This is a genomic window from Mesorhizobium sp. B2-4-19 (assembly GCF_006441315.1).
GTDB lineage: Bacteria > Pseudomonadota > Alphaproteobacteria > Rhizobiales > Rhizobiaceae > Mesorhizobium.
Genome location: NZ_VFUV01000001.1, coordinates 507836 through 524384, shown reverse-complemented (window position 1 = coordinate 524384; position 16549 = coordinate 507836). Strand labels below are relative to the sequence as shown.

Here is a 16549-nt window from a genome sequence, read left to right as displayed (position 1 = left end):
CAAGACATGACCGTATCGCCCTTCGACCATCCGCTGCTCTCGGCTCTCCTCGGTGACGAGGAAGCATCGCGGCATTTTTCCGTCGAGGCCGAAATCGAGGCGGCGCTGGCGTTCGAGCGTGCGCTGGCGGAAGCGGAGGCCCGAAACGGGATCATCGGCAGGGATGCCGCGGCAGCGATTGTGACCGCGCTTGGCACGTTCCGGCCGGACACCGCCTTGCTCAGGGCGGGTGTCGCCAAGGACGGCGTCATGCTGCCGGAACTGGTGCGCCAGATCAGGGTGGCGGTCGGTGAACCGCATGGTGACAAGGTGCATTTCGGTGCCACGAGCCAGGACGTCATCGACACGAGCCTGGTGCTTCGGCTGAAAGCGATCGTCGAGCATATCGGCCTGCTGCTGACCGAAACCGTTTTGCGCCTCACCTCGCTTGAGGAGCGCTTTGGCGGCAGGGCGCTGGCCGGCATGACCCGCATGCAGCTGGCGATCCCGGTCAAGGTGGCGGATCGCATCATGGCGTGGCGGGCGCCGCTGCAAAGGCATCAGGAGAGGCTATCGGAACAGTCCACTCGCCTGCTGGTGGTACAATTCGGCGGCGCCGCCGGCACGCTGGAAAAGCTCGGCGACAAGGGGCCGGCGGTGCGCGCCGCGCTTGCCGCAAAACTCGGCCTTTCCGATGCACCGCAATGGCAGAGCCAGCGCGACGCGCTCGCCGACTTCGCCGGCTTCCTGTCGCTGCTGACCGGCAGCCTTGGGAAGTTCGGCCAGGACATCGCGCTGATGGCGCAGGGCGGAATCGACATCACGCTCTCCGGAGGTGGCGGCTCGTCGGCCATGCCGCACAAGCAGAACCCGGTGAAGGCCGAGGCGCTGGTGGCGCTCGCCCGCTTCAACGCCACGCAGCTTTCCGGCATGCATCAGGCACTGGTGCATGAACAGGAGCGCTCGGGCGCGGCCTGGATGCTGGAATGGCTGTTGCTGCCACAGATGGTCGTCGCCGGCGCCGCGTCGTTGCGGCTCGCCGCTGAACTGGCCGGACAGATCGAAAGCCTCGGTCACTGATGCGCACGCAGGTCGCCATTATCGGCTCGGGACCCTCCGGCCTGCTGCTTGGCCAGCTTCTGGCCGGCATCGGCGTCGAGACCGTCATTCTCGAGCGATCGAGCCGCGAGCATGTGCTTGGCCGCGTGCGGGCAGGGGTGCTCGAACAGGGCACGGTGGAACTGCTGGAAGAGGCTGGTGCCGCCGCAAGGCTGCATGCAGAAGGCCTGCCGCATTCCGGCATTTCGCTGGCTTTCGACGGGCGCCTGCACCGCATCGATCTCGCCGCACTCACCGGCGGCAAGCACGTCACCGTCTATGGCCAGACTGAAGTGACGCATGATTTGATGGACAAGCGCGAGGCGGCTGGCCTCGTCACTGTCTATCAGGCCGCTAATGTCGCGCTGCACGATTTCGACGGCCAGGCGCCTTTCGTCACATACGACAAGGATGGTGTCAGCCATCGCATCGATTGCGATTTCATCGCCGGCTGCGATGGCTATCACGGCGTCAGCCGCAAATCGGCGCCGGAGCGCGCACTGAAAACCTTTGAGCGGCAGTATCCGTTCGGCTGGCTCGGCGTGCTCGCCGAAGTGCCGCCAGCCGATCACGAACTGGTCTACGCCAATCATGAGCGGGGTTTTGCATTGTGCTCGATGCGTTCGACGCATCGCAGCCGCTACTACGTGCAGTGCCCGCAGGACGACCGGGTCGAGGCCTGGTCCGACGACCGCTTCTGGGACGAGCTGCTCCGCCGCTTGCCCGAACGGACGGCGGCAAGCGTCACCACCGGGCCATCCTTCGAAAAGTCGATCGCGCCGCTGCGCTCCTTCGTTGCCGAGCCGATGCGCTTTGGCCGGCTGTTCCTGGTCGGCGACGCCGCTCACATCGTGCCGCCGACCGGTGCCAAGGGCCTCAACCTCGCCGCCAGCGACGTGCGCTATCTCTTTACCGGCTTGCGCCAGTTCTACGCCGAGAAATCCCATACAGGCATCGATGCCTATTCGCAAAGGGCGCTGGCGCGGGTGTGGAAGGCGGTGCGCTTTTCCTGGTGGATGACGACCATGCTGCACCGCTTCCCCGATACAGGCGATTTCGGTCAGCGCATCCAGGAAGCCGAACTCGACTATCTCGTGCACTCACGGGCCGCGTCGACCGCGCTCGCCGAGAACTATGTCGGTCTGCCCTGGTGAAATCCGGACGGAAAACCGCTCCACGCTTTTCCTGGAATTGCCTTATCCCTTGATCGCCGAGCCGACGATGGAATCGACGAAGAAGCGCTGCAGCAAGACGAACAGGATGAGCGGCGGCAGCACGGCCAGTGTCGCGCCGGCCATCACCAGGCCGGTATTCACCGCGCCACGATTGTAGCTCAAGAGCCGGCTCAGGCTGATGACGATTGTGTAGGCGTTGGCATTGCCCTGCAGCACGGTCAGCGGCCAGAGATAGCTGTTCCAATGGTAGACGAAGGCGAACAGGGCGAGTGCGGCGATCGCTGGAGCGACGCTGGGCGCCACGATCTTGAACAGGATCAGCAACTCCGAAGCGCCGTCCATGCGCGCGGCGTCGATGAGGTCGTCCGGCACGCCAGCGATGAACTGGCGCATCAGGAAGATGCCGAAGGCATTGGCGAGATTGGGCACGATAATGCCGGCCAGGCTGGCATTGAGCCCGATCGAGCCGACGAGGCGATAGAGCGGGATCAGCGTCACGATCGGCGGCAGGAACATGGTGGCGATCAGCAGTGAAAACAAAAGCGATTTGGCGGGGAAATGGTATTTGGCGAAGGCATAGCCGGCCATCATGCTGGTGATCAGGATGCCGGCGGTGGTGAACGTGGCGATGACCAGGGAATTCCACATCGAGCGGCCGACATTGACCACGCCGGAAACTTTTTCATAGGCGTCGAGGCTCGGGGTATGAGGTATCCATACCGGCGGCACCTGCATGCTCTCGGCCGGGGTTTTCAGGCTCGACAGCACCATCCATACCAGCGGGAAGGCCGAGGCGACGGCGACCAGCAGCATCAGCGTCGCTAGCAGCGCCTTGCGGCCGGACGGACGCATGCGCGACAGCCGGCTCGACGATCCCCCGCTCATTCCTGATCCTTCCGGTTGGCGAGGGCAAACAGCGCGCAGACCACGACGATCAGCGACAGCATCAGCATGACCGCCATCGCCGAACCCAGACCGCCTTGCGCGCGTTCGATGCCGACGCGGCGGATGTGGTAGGTGAGGACATTGGTCGAGCCGACCGGCCCGCCTTGCGTGATCAGCGCCACCGGCTCGAACACCTGAACGGCGTTGATGATGGCGATGACGGCGCTGAACAAAAGCGTGCGCCGCATCAGCGGCAGTGTGATGAAGCGGAACTGCTCGAAGCGATTGGCGCCGTCGAGCTTCGCCGCCTCGTAGAGGCTGCCCGGTATCTGTGTGAGGCCAGCGATCGCCAGCACGGTGAAATAGCCGACCTGCTGCCAGACATTGAGCAAGACGATCGAGACCAGCGCCGAGCGCGGCGACGACAGAAAGGGCTGCGGGCCGATGCCGATGAGGCCGAGCATCTGGTTGAGCGGTCCTTCGCTCGGCGAATAGAGCTTCGACCAGACCAGCGCCACCGCGATCATCGGCACCATGTAGGTGGAAAACAGCACCGTCCGCAGCGCCGTGCCGCCGGCGACGTCATGCTGGTAGACCATCAGGCCGAAGGCCACCGACAGCGGCAAGATGAGGATGACGGACAGCGCGGTGTAGATGGCGGTGTTGGTGAGTGCGCCTTTGAAATCGCGTCCGACCGAGGAGTCCCCAAAAATCTCGCGGAAATTGTCGAGGCCGATGAAGCTGGCGCTGGAAAACGGCGTCTGCGTCGACCAGTCCTGAAAGGACAGCCAGACGGTGAGCAGCATCGGCAACAGGATGAAGATGCCGATCAGCGTCACGGCGGGCGCAAGCATGATGCCCGCCGAGGCACGGTACCTCTGGATCATTATTTGGCGGCGCGCTCCAGGATCGAGGTGGCGTCGGCCTGTGCCGTCGCCTGCGCATCCTTGGCCGAGACCTGGCCATACTGCAACGCCTCAAGCGTCTGCTGCAGGGATTCCGAGAATTCCTGTCCGCCCGGCACCACCGGGAACGGCTTTGCATCGGTGAGCACGCTGACATAGCCGGAGAGGAATTCCGAGCCGAGCTTGTCCTTGTGCGCCTCGATGTCGGACAGGCGCGAGGGCAGGATTCCCATCGACATCAAGATGTCGGACATCGCCGAGGCGCCGTTCTTGCCGGATTTCGGATTGTTCAGCCAGGCCAGGAATTCCCACGCCGCCTTTTGCTCGGCAGCACCCGCATTGGCGTCGACCACGGTCATCCAGGAATAGGAGATCGAATGCGGCTTGTCGCCGCTCGGGCCGACCGGGATCGGCGCGGTGGCGATGTCCGCGAATTTATCGCCCATGCCGGTCTTCAGCGCGCTCTCCCACCAATTGGCCATGATGATCATGCCGGTCTTGCCGGAGACGAAATTGTCTAGGAACGGACCCGTGGTGTTGGCATCCGCCGTCGCCATCGCCGGCACGCTGGCGCCCGACTTGATCAGGTCCTCATAGAGCTGGAAGGTCTGCGCCGCCTGCGGGCTGTCCAGCGCCGGCTTGCCGTCCCTGACCAGCTCGCCGCCGTTGGAGACGAGCAGCGAAGCGAAGGGATGGACCACGCCGGCCGCCCAGCTGTTGATCATACCGAAACCTTGCTGGCCGGCCTCCTTGTTGGTCAGCTTCTTGGCCGCATCCTTGAACTCGTCCCAAGTTTTCGGTGCCGCCGCGATGCCGGCCTGCTTGAACAGCGCCTTGTTGTAGTTCAGCGCATAGACGTCGATCTCGTTGGGAATGCCGTAGAGCTTGCCGCCGACAGAGGCAGCGCTGGTGACGCCCGCCGGCCACGCGCCCTTGACCTCGCTGGCCACCGCGTCGGGCGCGGGCGCGACCAGCTTGTCGCGGGCGAGTTCGGGCAGCCACAGATCGTAGATGCCGCCGATCGTCGGCCCGTCCGAGCCGCCGCCTTGCGAGCGCAGCGTGGTCAGGAGATCACCAAAGGGAACGGCACGCACGGTGACGCTGACGTCCGGATTGGCCTTGGCATAATCCTTGGCCGCAGCCTCCAGCAGCGCGACCGTCTCCGGCGACCAGTGCGTCAAATAGGAGATGTTGACCGATTGCGCCCATGCCGTGGCAGGCAGGATGGCCAGGCCCGCGGCCAGCGCCAGTTTCGAAGTCCAGGCAAACGACATTCCTCATCCTCCCTGTCGATCACAATGACGTTATGACAACTTAAGGCGGCGGCGCAAGAGCCTGTCGGCGAAAAAGCTTTGCATTGACCGGTTTCAGGTTTCTTTGCTTCGTCGCTTTCGACGGTTTTATCATTTGAAAACAATATATTGATGGAATCCAGTCGCCAGTTACCCCTTGTTGGGGTCACCCAGGAGGTGCGCCAGACCTCTTGCGAACGCTGCTATGTCGTTATAATGACTTTGCTGGAGCCAATGACTCTCTTGCGGCGTCGAAGCGCTGCGGGACGCCAAGGACAGAAAACAATGGGAGACTGGCAATGAGCATGCTTTCACTTCACCGGCGCGCCGCCCTCGGCCTGATCGGCGGCCTTGCCGCCGCCTGCGCCGGCGTCTTCACCACCTTGCCGGCGTGGGCCGACAACACGGTGACACTGTGGAGCTGGCGCACCGAGGACGAGGCCGCGATGCGCCGCATCTTCGACGCCTTCGAGGCCAAGAACCCCGGCATCAAGGTCAACATCCAGTTCACACCGGACGCCGATTACCAGAACCGGCTGAGCACCGCCCTGCGCGGCGGCCGCGGGCCCGACATCGCCCAGCTCAAGGCCTATGGTGAATTGCAGCCCTTCGTCGACGCCGGCTATCTCGACGCGCTCGACGACAGCGTGCCCGAATTGAAGAACATGGCGGACGCCGCGCTGGGCGGCGCGCGCGGCCGCACCGACGGCAAGCTTTATGGCGTGCCCTATTCGGTGCCGATGATGGGCGTCTTCTACAACCAGGATATTTTCGCCGCCCAGGGCATCGAAATCCCCAAGACCTACAAGGATTTCGTCGCCGCCTGCGAGAAGCTGAAGGCGGCAGGCATCACGCCGATCGCCACCGGCGGCGCCAACGGCTCGGCCTGGGAGCTGGAGATCGGCGTCGGCGTCATCGGCCCGACCGTCTACGGCCCGGGCTTCTACGATGAGATGATGACCGGCAAGGCGACCTTCGAGGATCCGCGCTATGTCAAGGCGCTGAAGCGCTTCGCCGAGCTGAAGCCTTATTTCCCTGATGGCTTCGCCGGCATCGACTACACCACCGCCACGCAACAGTTCATTGGCGGCAAGGCGGCGATGTTCCTCGGCGGCTCGTTCGAGAACGGCAGCTTCAAGGCGCAGAACCCGAAGCTGAAATTCTCGATCTTCCCGTTCCCGGCCGATGATGCCGGGGCAAAGCTCTACACCTCGGCCTTCTCCGACGGCTCCTATGGCCTGGTCTCGGAGAGTCAAAACAAGGAGGCCGCGACCAAGGTGCTGGTCTTCATGGCCTCGGCCGAATTCGCGCAGATGTTCGCCGACGAGCTCGGCTGGCCGCCGGCCCGCACCGACGTCACGGTGAAGGATCCGGTGTTGGCAGAGATGATGGCGATGTCGAAGAACTCGACGCCCTATCTGACGCTGGTCGGCTTTCGCTGGCAGTCGCCGACGGCCTCTTCGGTGCTGCAGTCGGAGATCATCGACATGGTCGAGGGCAACATCGCGCCGGAGAAACTGGCGGCCGACATGCAGGTCGCCATCGCCACCTGGTTCAAGCCGAAACAGTAAGGAGCCGGCCGGCCGCATCGCCGCCGGCCCCTCGTCCGGACACGAACAGCGCATGACCACCCTTCGCCGCACAAGCAGCCTGAAACGCACGCAGCAGCGCATGGCCGTGCTGTTCATCCTGCCGGCGCTGGCGGTCTATGCCCTGTTCGTCCTCTATCCCCTGGCGATGTCGCTATGGGGTAGCTTCTTTGTCTGGAAAGGGCTGCGCATGGCGGAATTCGCCGGCCTGTCGAATTTCTCGCGGCTGTTTGTTTTCCCGAGCGGCGCGCGGCTCTATGGCGCGCTCTGGCACAACACCGCCTGGTTCTTCGGCATCATGGTCTTCCAGAACGGCATCGGGCTTTTGTTTGCCTGGCTGCTGTTCCTGCGCGACAAAGGTGCCTCCTTCTTCCAGTCGGTCTTCTTCTTCCCGGCGGTGCTGAGCCCGGTCATCGTCGGCGCGCTCTGGCGGCTGCTGTTGGCACCGGGGGGCGTCGTTGAATGGGCTCTCAACGGGCTCGGGCTGCACCAGGGCAGCCTCACCGTGCTCGGCAACAGCCACGCCGCGCTCGCCATGCTGATCGCCGTTGACGCATGGAACTGGATGGGCCTGCCGGTGCTGATCTACACGGCGGGCCTGCGGCAGATTTCCGGCCAGATTTTCGAGGCGGCGAAGCTCGACGGCGCCGGCAATGCGCGCATGCTGTTCTCGATTGCGCTGCCGCTGTTGATGCCGGCGCTAGGCACGCTGACGACGCTGTCCTTCATCAACACCTTCAACCAGTTCGACATCGTCTATGTCATGCAGGGTGTGCAGGGCAACCCGAGCTATTCGACCGACACGCTGGTGACCTATTTCTACCGGCTCGCCTTCGGCGCGGAGGGGGCTGTCGGCATCACCGATATTGGTCTCGCTTTGGCGCTGGGCACTATGCTGTTCCTCATCCTCAGCCTCGGCACGCTGATGATGCTGCGCTTCTTCGACCGCCGCACGGTGCAGCTATGAGCGCGCTGGCGGTTTCAGGGAGGCCGGCGCTCTCGCGGCAGCTGGCGCGGCTGCCGGGTTGGACGGTGCTCGCCACGTGGACGGCGGCCGTACTGTTGCCGCTCTACATTCTCGTCGTCTCCTGCTTCAAGACCACGGCCGAGATCTACGACAACCGGCTTGGCCTGCCGCGGAGCTGGGCTCTCGACAATTTCGTCAACGCCTGGACGCGCGCCAATCTGGGCCACAATTTCATCAACAGCCTGATCGTCACCGGCGCAGCGGTGGTGCTCACCATCGTCGTCTCGGCGATGGCCGCCTATCCGCTCAGCCGCTACCGGCTCGGCTGGAACGCCGTCATGCTCGGCCTGTTCCTGTCCGGCATCATGCTGCCGATCCGGCTGGCCTCGGTCGAGCTGTTCACGCTGATGCGCAATCTCGGCCTCCTGGATTCGCTGACCGGATTGATCCTGGTCTATTCGGCGATCCGCATTCCCTTCGCCGTCTTCATCTTCGCCAATTTCATGCGTGTCTTACCCTCCGAACTCGACGAGGCGGCGCGCATGGACGGCGCCGGCGAGGTTCGCATCCTGTTCCAGATCATCTTGCCGATGGTGAAGCCGGCGGTGTCGATTGTCGCCATCTTCACGGCAATCGCCGTGTGGAACGATTTCTTCTTCCCGCTGATCTTCATCTTCGACGATCGCTACAAGACCGTGCCGCTGGCGATCAGCGTCTTCGTCGGCCAGTTCCGCACCGATTGGGGCCTGGTGTTCGCCTCGCTGGCGATCTCCATGGCGCCCATCCTGATCATGTATTGTCTACTTGCCCGCCAGATTCGCGAAGGCGTCGGCGCCGGGGGAGGGATGAAATGATCGAGGACAGGATCTACGCCGCACACTCCATCCTGGTGATCGGCGCGCATGCCTTCGATGCCGAGGTGATCGCCGGGCCGTTGGCGGCGGCCGCCGTCAAGCGCGGGGCCGCGGTAAACTTCCTGCATCTGACCATGGGCGAACAGGGGCACCCCTGCCTCATCCCCGAGCATTATTGCGTGCAGAAGGAAGAAGAAGCGGGCAGGGCGGCCGCGCGTCTTGGCGTCACCTCGCGCAGTCTTGGCCTGCGCGATGCCTTCTTGCCTTCCAACGACGAGACGGCGCTGGAAGTGTGCGACGTCATTCGCGAGCTGAAGCCCGAAATCGTCATCACCCATTGGCACGGCAGCTGGCACAAGGACCATCGCGCCACCGCGCATCTGACGCAGACCGGAATCTTCTTCGCGGCCCTGCCGACCATTGCCAGCGATCATGCGGCGCACACGCCCCAATTGCTCCTGTTCGGCGAGAACTGGGAGGACGATGACGGTTTCCGCCCCGAGCATCTCGTCGATGTCAGCGACGGCTTCGAGGCCTGGAACGAGGCGGTCAAGGAATACGAGCTGGCGCGTGGCCTGAGCAGCTTCCCCTATGTCGATTACTACAGCGCGCTCTACCGGCTGCGCGGCTGCCTGCGCGGCACGCACCACGCCCAGGCTTTCGCGGCGGCGTCGCATTCCTGGAATGCCGGCAGCGGCCTGTTCTCGCCGCCGTTCGGCAAAGGGTCGAGCCGATGACGCAAGTTCTGGCCATCGATCTCGGCGGCACCAATCTGCGTGCCGCGATCTCGACCGGCGACATCGCCGCATTGAAGGTGCTGAGCCGTGAGCCGGCGCCGGCAAGCCTCGATGCTCTTGTCGCTCGCATCAACGCGCTGCGCGCGGAAGCCGGTCCGGTCGAGGCGCTTGGCATCGCCGTGCCGGGGCTGGTCGAGGGATCGGCCTGCCGCTGGATTCCGAACCTGCCATTCCTCGACGGCGTCGATCTCCAGGCGCTGTTTCCAAACCTGCGCATCGCGCTTGGCAATGACGCGCAGATCGCGTTGCTGGCGGAAGCCGTTGAAGGCAGCGCGAAAGGCATGTCGGATGCGATCCTGCTGGCCATCGGCACCGGCATCGGCTCGGCGGTGCTGGCCAATGGCCGCATCGTTGCCGGCGCGCATGGCGGCGCCTGCTCCTTCGGCTGGGCCTGCGCCGACATCAAGGACCATGGCGCGGAACGCAGCGGCTGGCTGGAGCGTATCGCTTCCGGTCGGGCGCTCGATGCGCTTGCCGGCCAGATCGGGCTCGCCGACGGCCGCCGGCTGATCGCCGCTGCCCGCGCAGGCGAACTCGCCGCGCAGACCTTGCTTGAAGTGCCGGCACGCCAGCTCGGCACCGCACTTGCCGGTGCGGTGGCGCTGCTCGATCCGCAGGCGGTGCTGATCTCAGGCGGGCTGGCCGAGGCGCTGGACGTGATGCGGCCGCCGCTGCTGGCGGCGCTGCGCCGCCAGTTGCCTTCGCATCTGCGCGGCATCGAGATCCGGCCCGGCCTGTTCGGCCCGGGAGCGGGACTGGTCGGCGCGGCGCTGGCCGGCCGTGTGGGGGAAGGGTGGAGGCAGGTGCGATGAGCGAAGCGAGCTTTCAGCAGCCTGACCGCAGAAGGCCGGAGCCGCTCTGGTATCAGGTCGAGGAAGCGATCCGCGCGATCGTCAAGGGCGGCGAATGGGCAACGGGCGACCAGATCCCGGCCGAGGACAGGCTGTGCGCGCTGTTCGGCGTCAGCCGCATTACCTTGCGCCATGCCTTGCGCAATCTCGAGGAGGCCGGGCTGCTGCGGCGCGAACATGGCCGCGGCACATTCGTGCGCTCGACCACGCTGGTCGCCGGCACGCGAGAACTGACCAGCTTCACCCAGGAGATGGGCAATATGGGCGTGGTCGCCGGCTCGCGCCTTCTCGATTGCAGCCTGACCACGGCCAATGCCGCCGCCGCCGGCGCGCTGGAGATCGAGGAGGGCGATCCGGTGGTGCGCATCCGGCGGCTGAGGCTGGGCAACAATGAGCCGATCGGCATCCAGACGGCGCAGCTGTCGGCCGTGCGCGTGCCGGGCTTCCTCGACGCCGGCCTGCTGCAGGGCTCGCTCTACGAGGCGCTGGAGCGCCATTACGGCATCGTGCCGGTGGCCGCGCGGGAGAACTACCGCGTTGGCGCGGTCGGCGCGGCGGATGCCGAACTGCTCGATCTCCCGCCCGGCAGCCCCGCCTTCGTCGTCGAGCGCATCACCACCGACGAGCGCGGCCCGTTCGAATTCACCGTCTCGATCATGCGGGGCGACCGCTATGAAATCCGCTCGACGCTGCGCGCCGGGCGTGTCCCGTCAACCGCCAGAAGCTGATCCTTTCCAAGCCTAGATATCAACAGGAGTACCCAAGTGTCCGATCTCTACATCCACCGTCTCACCGCCCTCATCGACCAGGCGGCAAAAGCCAATGAAGAGGCCTTCGGCCAGGCCGCCAGCCGCTTTGCCGACTCGCTCGAAGGCGGCGGGCTGGTCCATCTCTACGGTTCGGGCCATTCGGTGCTGCCGGTTCAGGAAGTGTTCCCGCGCTATGGCAGCTATGTCGGCTTCAACCCGCTGACCGACCCGCGCGTCATGTGGCACAACGTGCTCGGCGCCGGCGGCGTGCGCGAACTCCTGTGGCTGGAGCGGACGGAGAAATACGCCGAGAAATTCCTCGACCACCAGCCGCTCAACAAGGGCGACTCGATCATCATCTTCGGCCACAGCGGCCGCAATTCCTCCGGCATCGACACCGCGCTCTATGCCAAGAAACGCGGCATCTTCGTCGTCGCGGTGACCAGCAAGAACAATCTCGACAAGCCGGCGACGCACTCGTCCGGCAAGCGGCTGGCCGATGCGGCGGACCTCGTCATCGACACGTGTTCGCCGATCGAGGACGCCATCGTGCCGGTCGAAGGCTGGAGCCGTCCTGTGTCGGGCTCGTCGACGGTGCTCGCCATGATCCTGGCGCACGAACTGATCGCGCGCACCGCCGAGCAGCTCGCCAAGCGCGGCATCGAACTGCCGGTCTTCGCCTCGCCGACGATATCAGGCGTGACGCTGCACGACACCGACGTCATCTACGGCGTCTACCGCGAACGCATGCTGGAAGCGCAGAAGAAGCACCTGCCGACCTTCCAGGCGACAATGCGCGGGGAATGAGATCCCGAGATCGGGGAGGCGGTGCCTCCCCGACGCGCACCGCGACCGGGAAGCCCGTAGCATGACTGGGCGCTGGTCGTGCCAACGAAGCCGTAGCCGTCGGATCAGCCGGTTGCGCTGACGTAGATGTCGAGAACCTCCGTCACGCTGGCGATCAGCAACGCCTCGGCTTTTGGCGCGACCGACCCGTTCGCCACCACGCCGTCCAGGCGGCCGAGATACTGGCTGATGAGGGGCAGGGGGATGTCGCGGTCGCCGAGCGCCTGCATCAGCGCGTCGGTGGCCTGCCGGGCTGCCGGGGCGGGCCAATAGTAGCGGATGCGGTCGCTGAAGGAGAAATGGCGTTCGATGCGCTGTTCAGCTTCCGAGCCGTGATAGTAGTTCTTCCAATTGCCCGGCGCCGCCAGCATGACGCGTTCCATCGCCGCCGGCAGTCCTTCGCGCGCCGGGTCGGGAGCCAGAATGTCGGCGATATGGCTCAGGCCATAAAAAGCTTCGCGCAGCGCGAAAGTCAGCCACGGCCCGACCTTGAGGATGGCGAAGCCGTCATCGACCAACGCGGTCAGCGCCGAGACCGGCTGGTAGTCGGTCGAATGCGCCTCGAAGACGAATTGCGGCAAATCCCGCAACGTGCCGGCCAATGCACCGGCGCGTTCCGGTCTATAGGTGATCACCTCGGCATTGCCGAATTCGACACCTGGCTGCACGACGACACCGATTGCCCGCGAGAAGGCTTGGTCGAGACCTCGCTGGCTGAAGGCATGGCGGTGGATCCGCACCGTCTCTCGTGCCGCCTCGGGCGTCGTCACCGCCAGATGGTCCATCGCTTCCAGAGCGCCGCCCGGCACCGGCACTTCGGTGCCGATAACATAGACAGGCCTGGGGCCGCCCGCTCGTTCGGCTGCGGCCTCCGCCACCTCGGCCAGTTCGGCGGCGCGCGCGGCGATCGTCGCATCGGGCGGTACGGCACCTTCGGCGCAGCCCATGCTGGCGTCGAGATGGATCTTGGTGAAACCGGCCTCGGCATAGGCGTCGACCATGCGCGAAGCCTTGGCCATGGCCTCGGGCGCCGGCAGATGCTTCCACGGATTGGGGCCGAGATGGTCGCCGCCGAGCACCAGCCTGTCGAGGGGAAAGCCGATCCTGCCGGCGATCGTCTGGACGAAGCGGCGGAAATCCACCGGTGTCATGCCGGTGTAGCCGCCTTCGTGGTTCACCTGATTGCAGGTGGCCTCGATCAGCACGTCGGCGCCGCGCGCCTTGCCATGGCGCAGCGCCGCTTCGATGACCAGCGGATGGGCCGAGCAGACCGAGGCGATGCCGCAGCGTTCGCCGGCCGCACGGCGCGCCGCGATGGCAGCCAGCCTGTCCGTCGCCTGGCTCATGCCGGCGTTCCGGTCCGGGCGGTCGCGAGGAAGGCCTCGACCGTGGCGAGCGAGGCGATGCCCTGCATCGGTCCCTTCTTGGTCACCGCCAGCGCGCCGCAGCCATTGGCGATGCGCAGTGTCTTTTCGGGCGCCTCTCCACGCAGCCAGAAGGAGACGAAGGCCGCGGCAAAACAGTCGCCGGCGCCGGTCGGGTCGATTTCGTCGACGACGAAGCCGGGTGACGCGGTGCGTCCGGTCTTGTCGTAGTGAACGGCACCTTGCGCGCCTTTCTTGATGACCACGGCGGAGATACCGCGGTCCAGCATTTCGCGCACCGCGCTCTCCTCGTCGGTCGCCTTGGCGAAGATGAACAGTTCCGGCCCGCTCGGCAGGAAGACATCGGTCTTCGACAGCACGAACTGCAAGGCATCGCGCATGCCCGGCAAATCCAGCATCTCCTTGCGGATGTTCGGGTCGAAGGACACCGTGCCGCCGCGCGCCTTGACCGTCTCGATCCCGCTGCGCGCCACCTCGATCACTTCTGGCGAGAACAGGGAGGTGCCCATGACGTGAAAATGGTCGGCGCCGGCCAGTAGCGTACGCGCCTCGGCGCCGATCTCGATCAGGCCGGCGGCACTGTGCTTGATGTTGTAGACGAAGTGCCGGCTGCCGTCGGTTTCATAGGTGACGAAGGCCGTGCCCGTGGCGGCACCCCGATGGACCCTGATGGCCGAGATGTCGGCCCCGTCGGCACGCAGGCGCTCGATGTTCAAATGACCGAAATCGTCGTCGCCAACGGCCGCGATCAGGCCGGCCGGCTGGCCGAGCCGCGCCGCCTGGTCGATGAAGATCGCCGGCGCGCCAGACGGAAACGGGCCGACGAGCGGGCCGGGGGCAAGGAAACTCTGACCGATCCGCTCGGCCATGATCTCGACCAGGATCTCGCCGGCGCAAACCAGTTTCTTCATGTCCTCACCATCGCCGGATGGTTGGCGGCCGGTTGCCGAGCGCCTTTCGTCACGTCCGTGCGGGTTCAAAACCTAAGTTGCAGCTTTAGGAGCGTCAATAAAGAATTTGACGCGCGCAACTCTTTTGCGTTGTACTGGAAACGCAAAAATTTGACTGAACAAATTCGGTCAAGCAATGCTGCCACACGGCATCGGCCGCAAGACTGATTCTGGCCCGACCGGGAAGGTTGGCGGGCGCGGGCAAGGGGGCTGGAAAAATCGATGGCGGAGAAGACCCACCGCACGATGGATGATTTCGCCAGGGCGTCAGGCGTGTCGCGGCCGACCCTGTCGAAGTATTTCGACGATCCGGCCAGTGTTAAGCCGGCGACGCGGGCGCGCATCGTGGCGGCGCTGCGATCCTCGGACTATCAGCCGAACGTTTTCGCGCGCAATCTCAACCGCAAGCGCACCCGCAATGTCGGCATCGTCGTGCCGGCGCTCACCGATCCGTTCTATGCCGAGATGGTCAGCCGCATCGAGTTGCGCTGTCGCGACGAGGGTTTCTGGCCGATCGTCATCTCCTCGCACGGCTCACCGAAGCTGGAGGCGGAATCAGTCAGCACGCTGATGTCGCTGAAGGTCGCCGGCGCCATCGTCGCTCCGCTGGGGTTGGTCTCCGAACCCGGCGTCTTCGAGCGGATGAGCGGGGACATTCCGATCGTCTATTTCGACACCTATATCGAGGGCGACACGCCTTTCGTCGGCAACGACAACCACCAGAGCACGTCGACCATTGTCGACTATCTCTGCCGGTCCGGCGAACCGCCGGCCTATGTCGACATTCCGCATGTCAACCACAATTCCGGCGAGCGCCTGCAGAGCTATATCGACACGATGCGGGCCGCCGGCCTGGAACCCGTGGTGCTTAAGGCGGCGGGCGATTACAGCTGGGATTTTGAGCGCATCGGCCATGAATGGATGGACAGGACGCTCGAGACGGGCAGCCTGCCGGCGCGCACGCTGCTGTGCGCCAATGACCGCCTCGCTTTCGGCGTCATGGCGGCCGCCTTCTCGCGCGGGCTGAAGATCGGCCGCCGGGCCGATTGCGATTTCCGTGTCGCCGCCCATGACGATCATCCGCTGAGCCGTTACACCTGTCCGGCGCTGACCACCATGGCGCAGGATTTCGCCGCCATGGCCGGCCGCAGCGTCGAGATCCTGCTGGCCTTGCTGGATGAGGCCGATTCACCCCGCCAGGGTCCGGCGCGCAACGTCAAGCTCGGCGCGACGCTGGTGATGCGTCAGTCTGCCTGAAGACGCGTCTGCAATTGCAGCCAGACCACCGCCTCGTTCACCGCCTGCCGCGCCGCCAGTATATGGCGGCCCATCGAGACGAAGCCGTGGATCTGACCGAGCCAGGGCCGCAGGACCAGAGGCACGCCTTCGATCCGCAGGCGCTCGGCATAGGCCGTGCCTTCGTCGGCAAGAATGTCGTGGCCGGCGATCACGACGAATGCAGGTGCCGCGCCGGCAAGACTTGCTGCCAGCAGCGGCGAGACGCGCCAGTCCGTGATGTCGTCCGGCGTCCGCACATAGTGGTCGCGGAACCAGGCCATGGTGGCGGCGGTGAGCCCGAAGCTGTCGCCGAAACGCCGATAGCTGTCCGCCGTCTGGCGGGCATCGGTGTTGGGATAGATCAGGACCTGCGCGGCAAGCGGCGGCGCCAGCCCGTCGCGGGCAAGCAGCGCCAGAACGGCGGCAAGGTTGCCGCCGGCGCTGTCACCGGCAACGGCGATACGGGCCGGGTCGATACCGAGCGCGCCGGCATTCTCAGCCATGAAGCGGAGCGCTGCCGTGCAATCCTCGAGCCCGGCGGGAAATTTATGCTCCGGCGCCAGTCGGTAATCGGGGTAGACCACGACGGCGTTGCTCAGATTGGCCAGCCAGCGGCAGATCTCGTCATGCGAGGCGAGATTGCCTATGACCCAGCCGCCGCCATGCAGATAGAGCACCGCGCGCGCCCCGGTGCGCGGCGCGCCGATGCCGCGATGGATGCGGATCGCGACCGGGCCGTTCGGCCCATCGATCTCTTTCCGCAAGGTCGCCGCCACTGGCTCGTGTTCGCCCTGCTGCGTCGGGAACGAAGCGTTATAGGCGGCCCGAGCCGCCGCCACGCTGCCGGTCTCGAACGGCTCGCCGCCGGCCGCACGGCCGATTTCAAGGACGCGCAAAGCATCGGGGTCAAGCGTCATCGCCACCTTCATCGAAAGCAATTCCGGGAAAA

Annotated in this window: 16 protein-coding genes; 10 read left to right on the top strand and 6 right to left on the bottom strand. The window is 65.2% G+C overall.

From position 1 onward, the window contains the following. Positions 1-6 precede the first annotated feature (6 nt). Positions 7-1059 (top strand): 3-carboxy-cis,cis-muconate cycloisomerase, encoded by a 1053-nt coding sequence (locus FJ546_RS02475; RefSeq protein ID WP_140887795.1) that lies wholly within the window; start codon positions 7-9, stop codon positions 1057-1059. Then, a complete protein-coding gene (gene pobA / locus FJ546_RS02470; protein ID WP_140887793.1) occupies positions 1059-2231 on the top strand; it encodes a 4-hydroxybenzoate 3-monooxygenase in 1173 nt (390 codons plus the stop codon). The genes FJ546_RS02475 and pobA overlap by 1 nt, the downstream gene beginning before the upstream one ends. 42 nt (positions 2232-2273) lie before the next feature. Here the strand turns inward: pobA and FJ546_RS02465 are convergent, their stop codons facing one another. The 3 genes from FJ546_RS02465 to FJ546_RS02455 are packed head-to-tail and all read right to left on the bottom strand — an operon-like array spanning position 2274 to position 5316. Further along, positions 2274-3137 (bottom strand): carbohydrate ABC transporter permease, encoded by an 864-nt coding sequence (locus FJ546_RS02465; protein WP_140887792.1) that lies wholly within the window; start codon positions 3135-3137, stop codon positions 2274-2276. Next, positions 3134-4024: a sugar ABC transporter permease gene (locus FJ546_RS02460; protein WP_140887790.1), complete on the bottom strand. Its 891-nt coding sequence runs from the start codon at positions 4022-4024 to the stop codon at positions 3134-3136. Before FJ546_RS02460 ends, FJ546_RS02465 begins: the two co-directional genes overlap by 4 nt. Then, the gene (locus tag FJ546_RS02455) at positions 4024-5316 is read right to left on the bottom strand and encodes a sugar ABC transporter substrate-binding protein (RefSeq protein WP_140887788.1); all 1293 of its coding nucleotides are present in this window, start codon (positions 5314-5316) and stop codon (positions 4024-4026) included. The genes FJ546_RS02460 and FJ546_RS02455 overlap by 1 nt, the downstream gene beginning before the upstream one ends. 317 nt (positions 5317-5633) lie before the next feature. On the opposite strand from FJ546_RS02455, the gene FJ546_RS02450 reads away from it, so the two are divergent. Genes FJ546_RS02450 through FJ546_RS02420 form a run of 7 tightly spaced genes read left to right on the top strand, consistent with a single transcriptional unit; the run spans position 5634 to position 11948 of the window. Then, a complete protein-coding gene (locus tag FJ546_RS02450) occupies positions 5634-6905 on the top strand; it encodes an extracellular solute-binding protein (protein ID WP_140887786.1) in 1272 nt (423 codons plus the stop codon). A 52-nt stretch (positions 6906-6957) separates the two neighbouring features. Next, positions 6958-7890 (top strand): sugar ABC transporter permease, encoded by a 933-nt coding sequence (locus FJ546_RS02445; RefSeq protein ID WP_140887784.1) that lies wholly within the window; start codon positions 6958-6960, stop codon positions 7888-7890. Next, entirely contained in the window at positions 7887-8744 is an 858-nt protein-coding gene (locus FJ546_RS02440; protein ID WP_140887783.1) for a carbohydrate ABC transporter permease, read from the top strand. The genes FJ546_RS02445 and FJ546_RS02440 overlap by 4 nt, the downstream gene beginning before the upstream one ends. Then, entirely contained in the window at positions 8741-9481 is a 741-nt protein-coding gene (locus FJ546_RS02435; protein WP_140887781.1) for a PIG-L family deacetylase, read from the top strand. Before FJ546_RS02440 ends, FJ546_RS02435 begins: the two co-directional genes overlap by 4 nt. Next, on the top strand, positions 9478-10353 hold the full coding sequence (locus FJ546_RS02430; RefSeq protein ID WP_140887779.1) for an ROK family protein: 876 nt from the start codon (positions 9478-9480) through the stop codon (positions 10351-10353). The genes FJ546_RS02435 and FJ546_RS02430 overlap by 4 nt, the downstream gene beginning before the upstream one ends. Beyond that, a complete protein-coding gene (locus FJ546_RS02425; protein ID WP_140887778.1) occupies positions 10350-11120 on the top strand; it encodes a GntR family transcriptional regulator in 771 nt (256 codons plus the stop codon). The genes FJ546_RS02430 and FJ546_RS02425 overlap by 4 nt, the downstream gene beginning before the upstream one ends. A 36-nt stretch (positions 11121-11156) precedes the next feature. Continuing rightward, positions 11157-11948 (top strand): SIS domain-containing protein, encoded by a 792-nt coding sequence (locus tag FJ546_RS02420; protein ID WP_095771214.1) that lies wholly within the window; start codon positions 11157-11159, stop codon positions 11946-11948. Between the two features lie 104 nt (positions 11949-12052). Here FJ546_RS02420 and FJ546_RS02415 read toward each other — a convergent pair whose 3' ends face one another. Both FJ546_RS02415 and FJ546_RS02410 read right to left on the bottom strand, forming a co-directional pair. After that, positions 12053-13333, bottom strand: a complete 1281-nt coding sequence (locus FJ546_RS02415; protein ID WP_140887776.1) for a D-tagatose-bisphosphate aldolase, class II, non-catalytic subunit — start codon at positions 13331-13333, stop codon at positions 12053-12055. Next, positions 13330-14283 (bottom strand): sugar kinase, encoded by a 954-nt coding sequence (locus FJ546_RS02410; RefSeq protein ID WP_140887774.1) that lies wholly within the window; start codon positions 14281-14283, stop codon positions 13330-13332. Before FJ546_RS02410 ends, FJ546_RS02415 begins: the two co-directional genes overlap by 4 nt. A gap of 261 nt (positions 14284-14544) precedes the next feature. Here FJ546_RS02410 and FJ546_RS02405 point away from each other — a divergent pair, with 261 nt between their 5' ends. After that, positions 14545-15579, top strand: coding sequence for a LacI family DNA-binding transcriptional regulator (locus FJ546_RS02405; protein ID WP_140887772.1), 1035 nt, complete (start codon positions 14545-14547; stop codon positions 15577-15579). On the opposite strand, the gene FJ546_RS02400 is transcribed toward FJ546_RS02405, so the two are convergent. Continuing rightward, a complete protein-coding gene (locus FJ546_RS02400; protein ID WP_140887771.1) occupies positions 15567-16517 on the bottom strand; it encodes an alpha/beta hydrolase in 951 nt (316 codons plus the stop codon). The two genes, FJ546_RS02405 and FJ546_RS02400, sit on opposite strands and share 13 nt — an antisense overlap. Positions 16518-16549 lie beyond the last annotated feature (32 nt).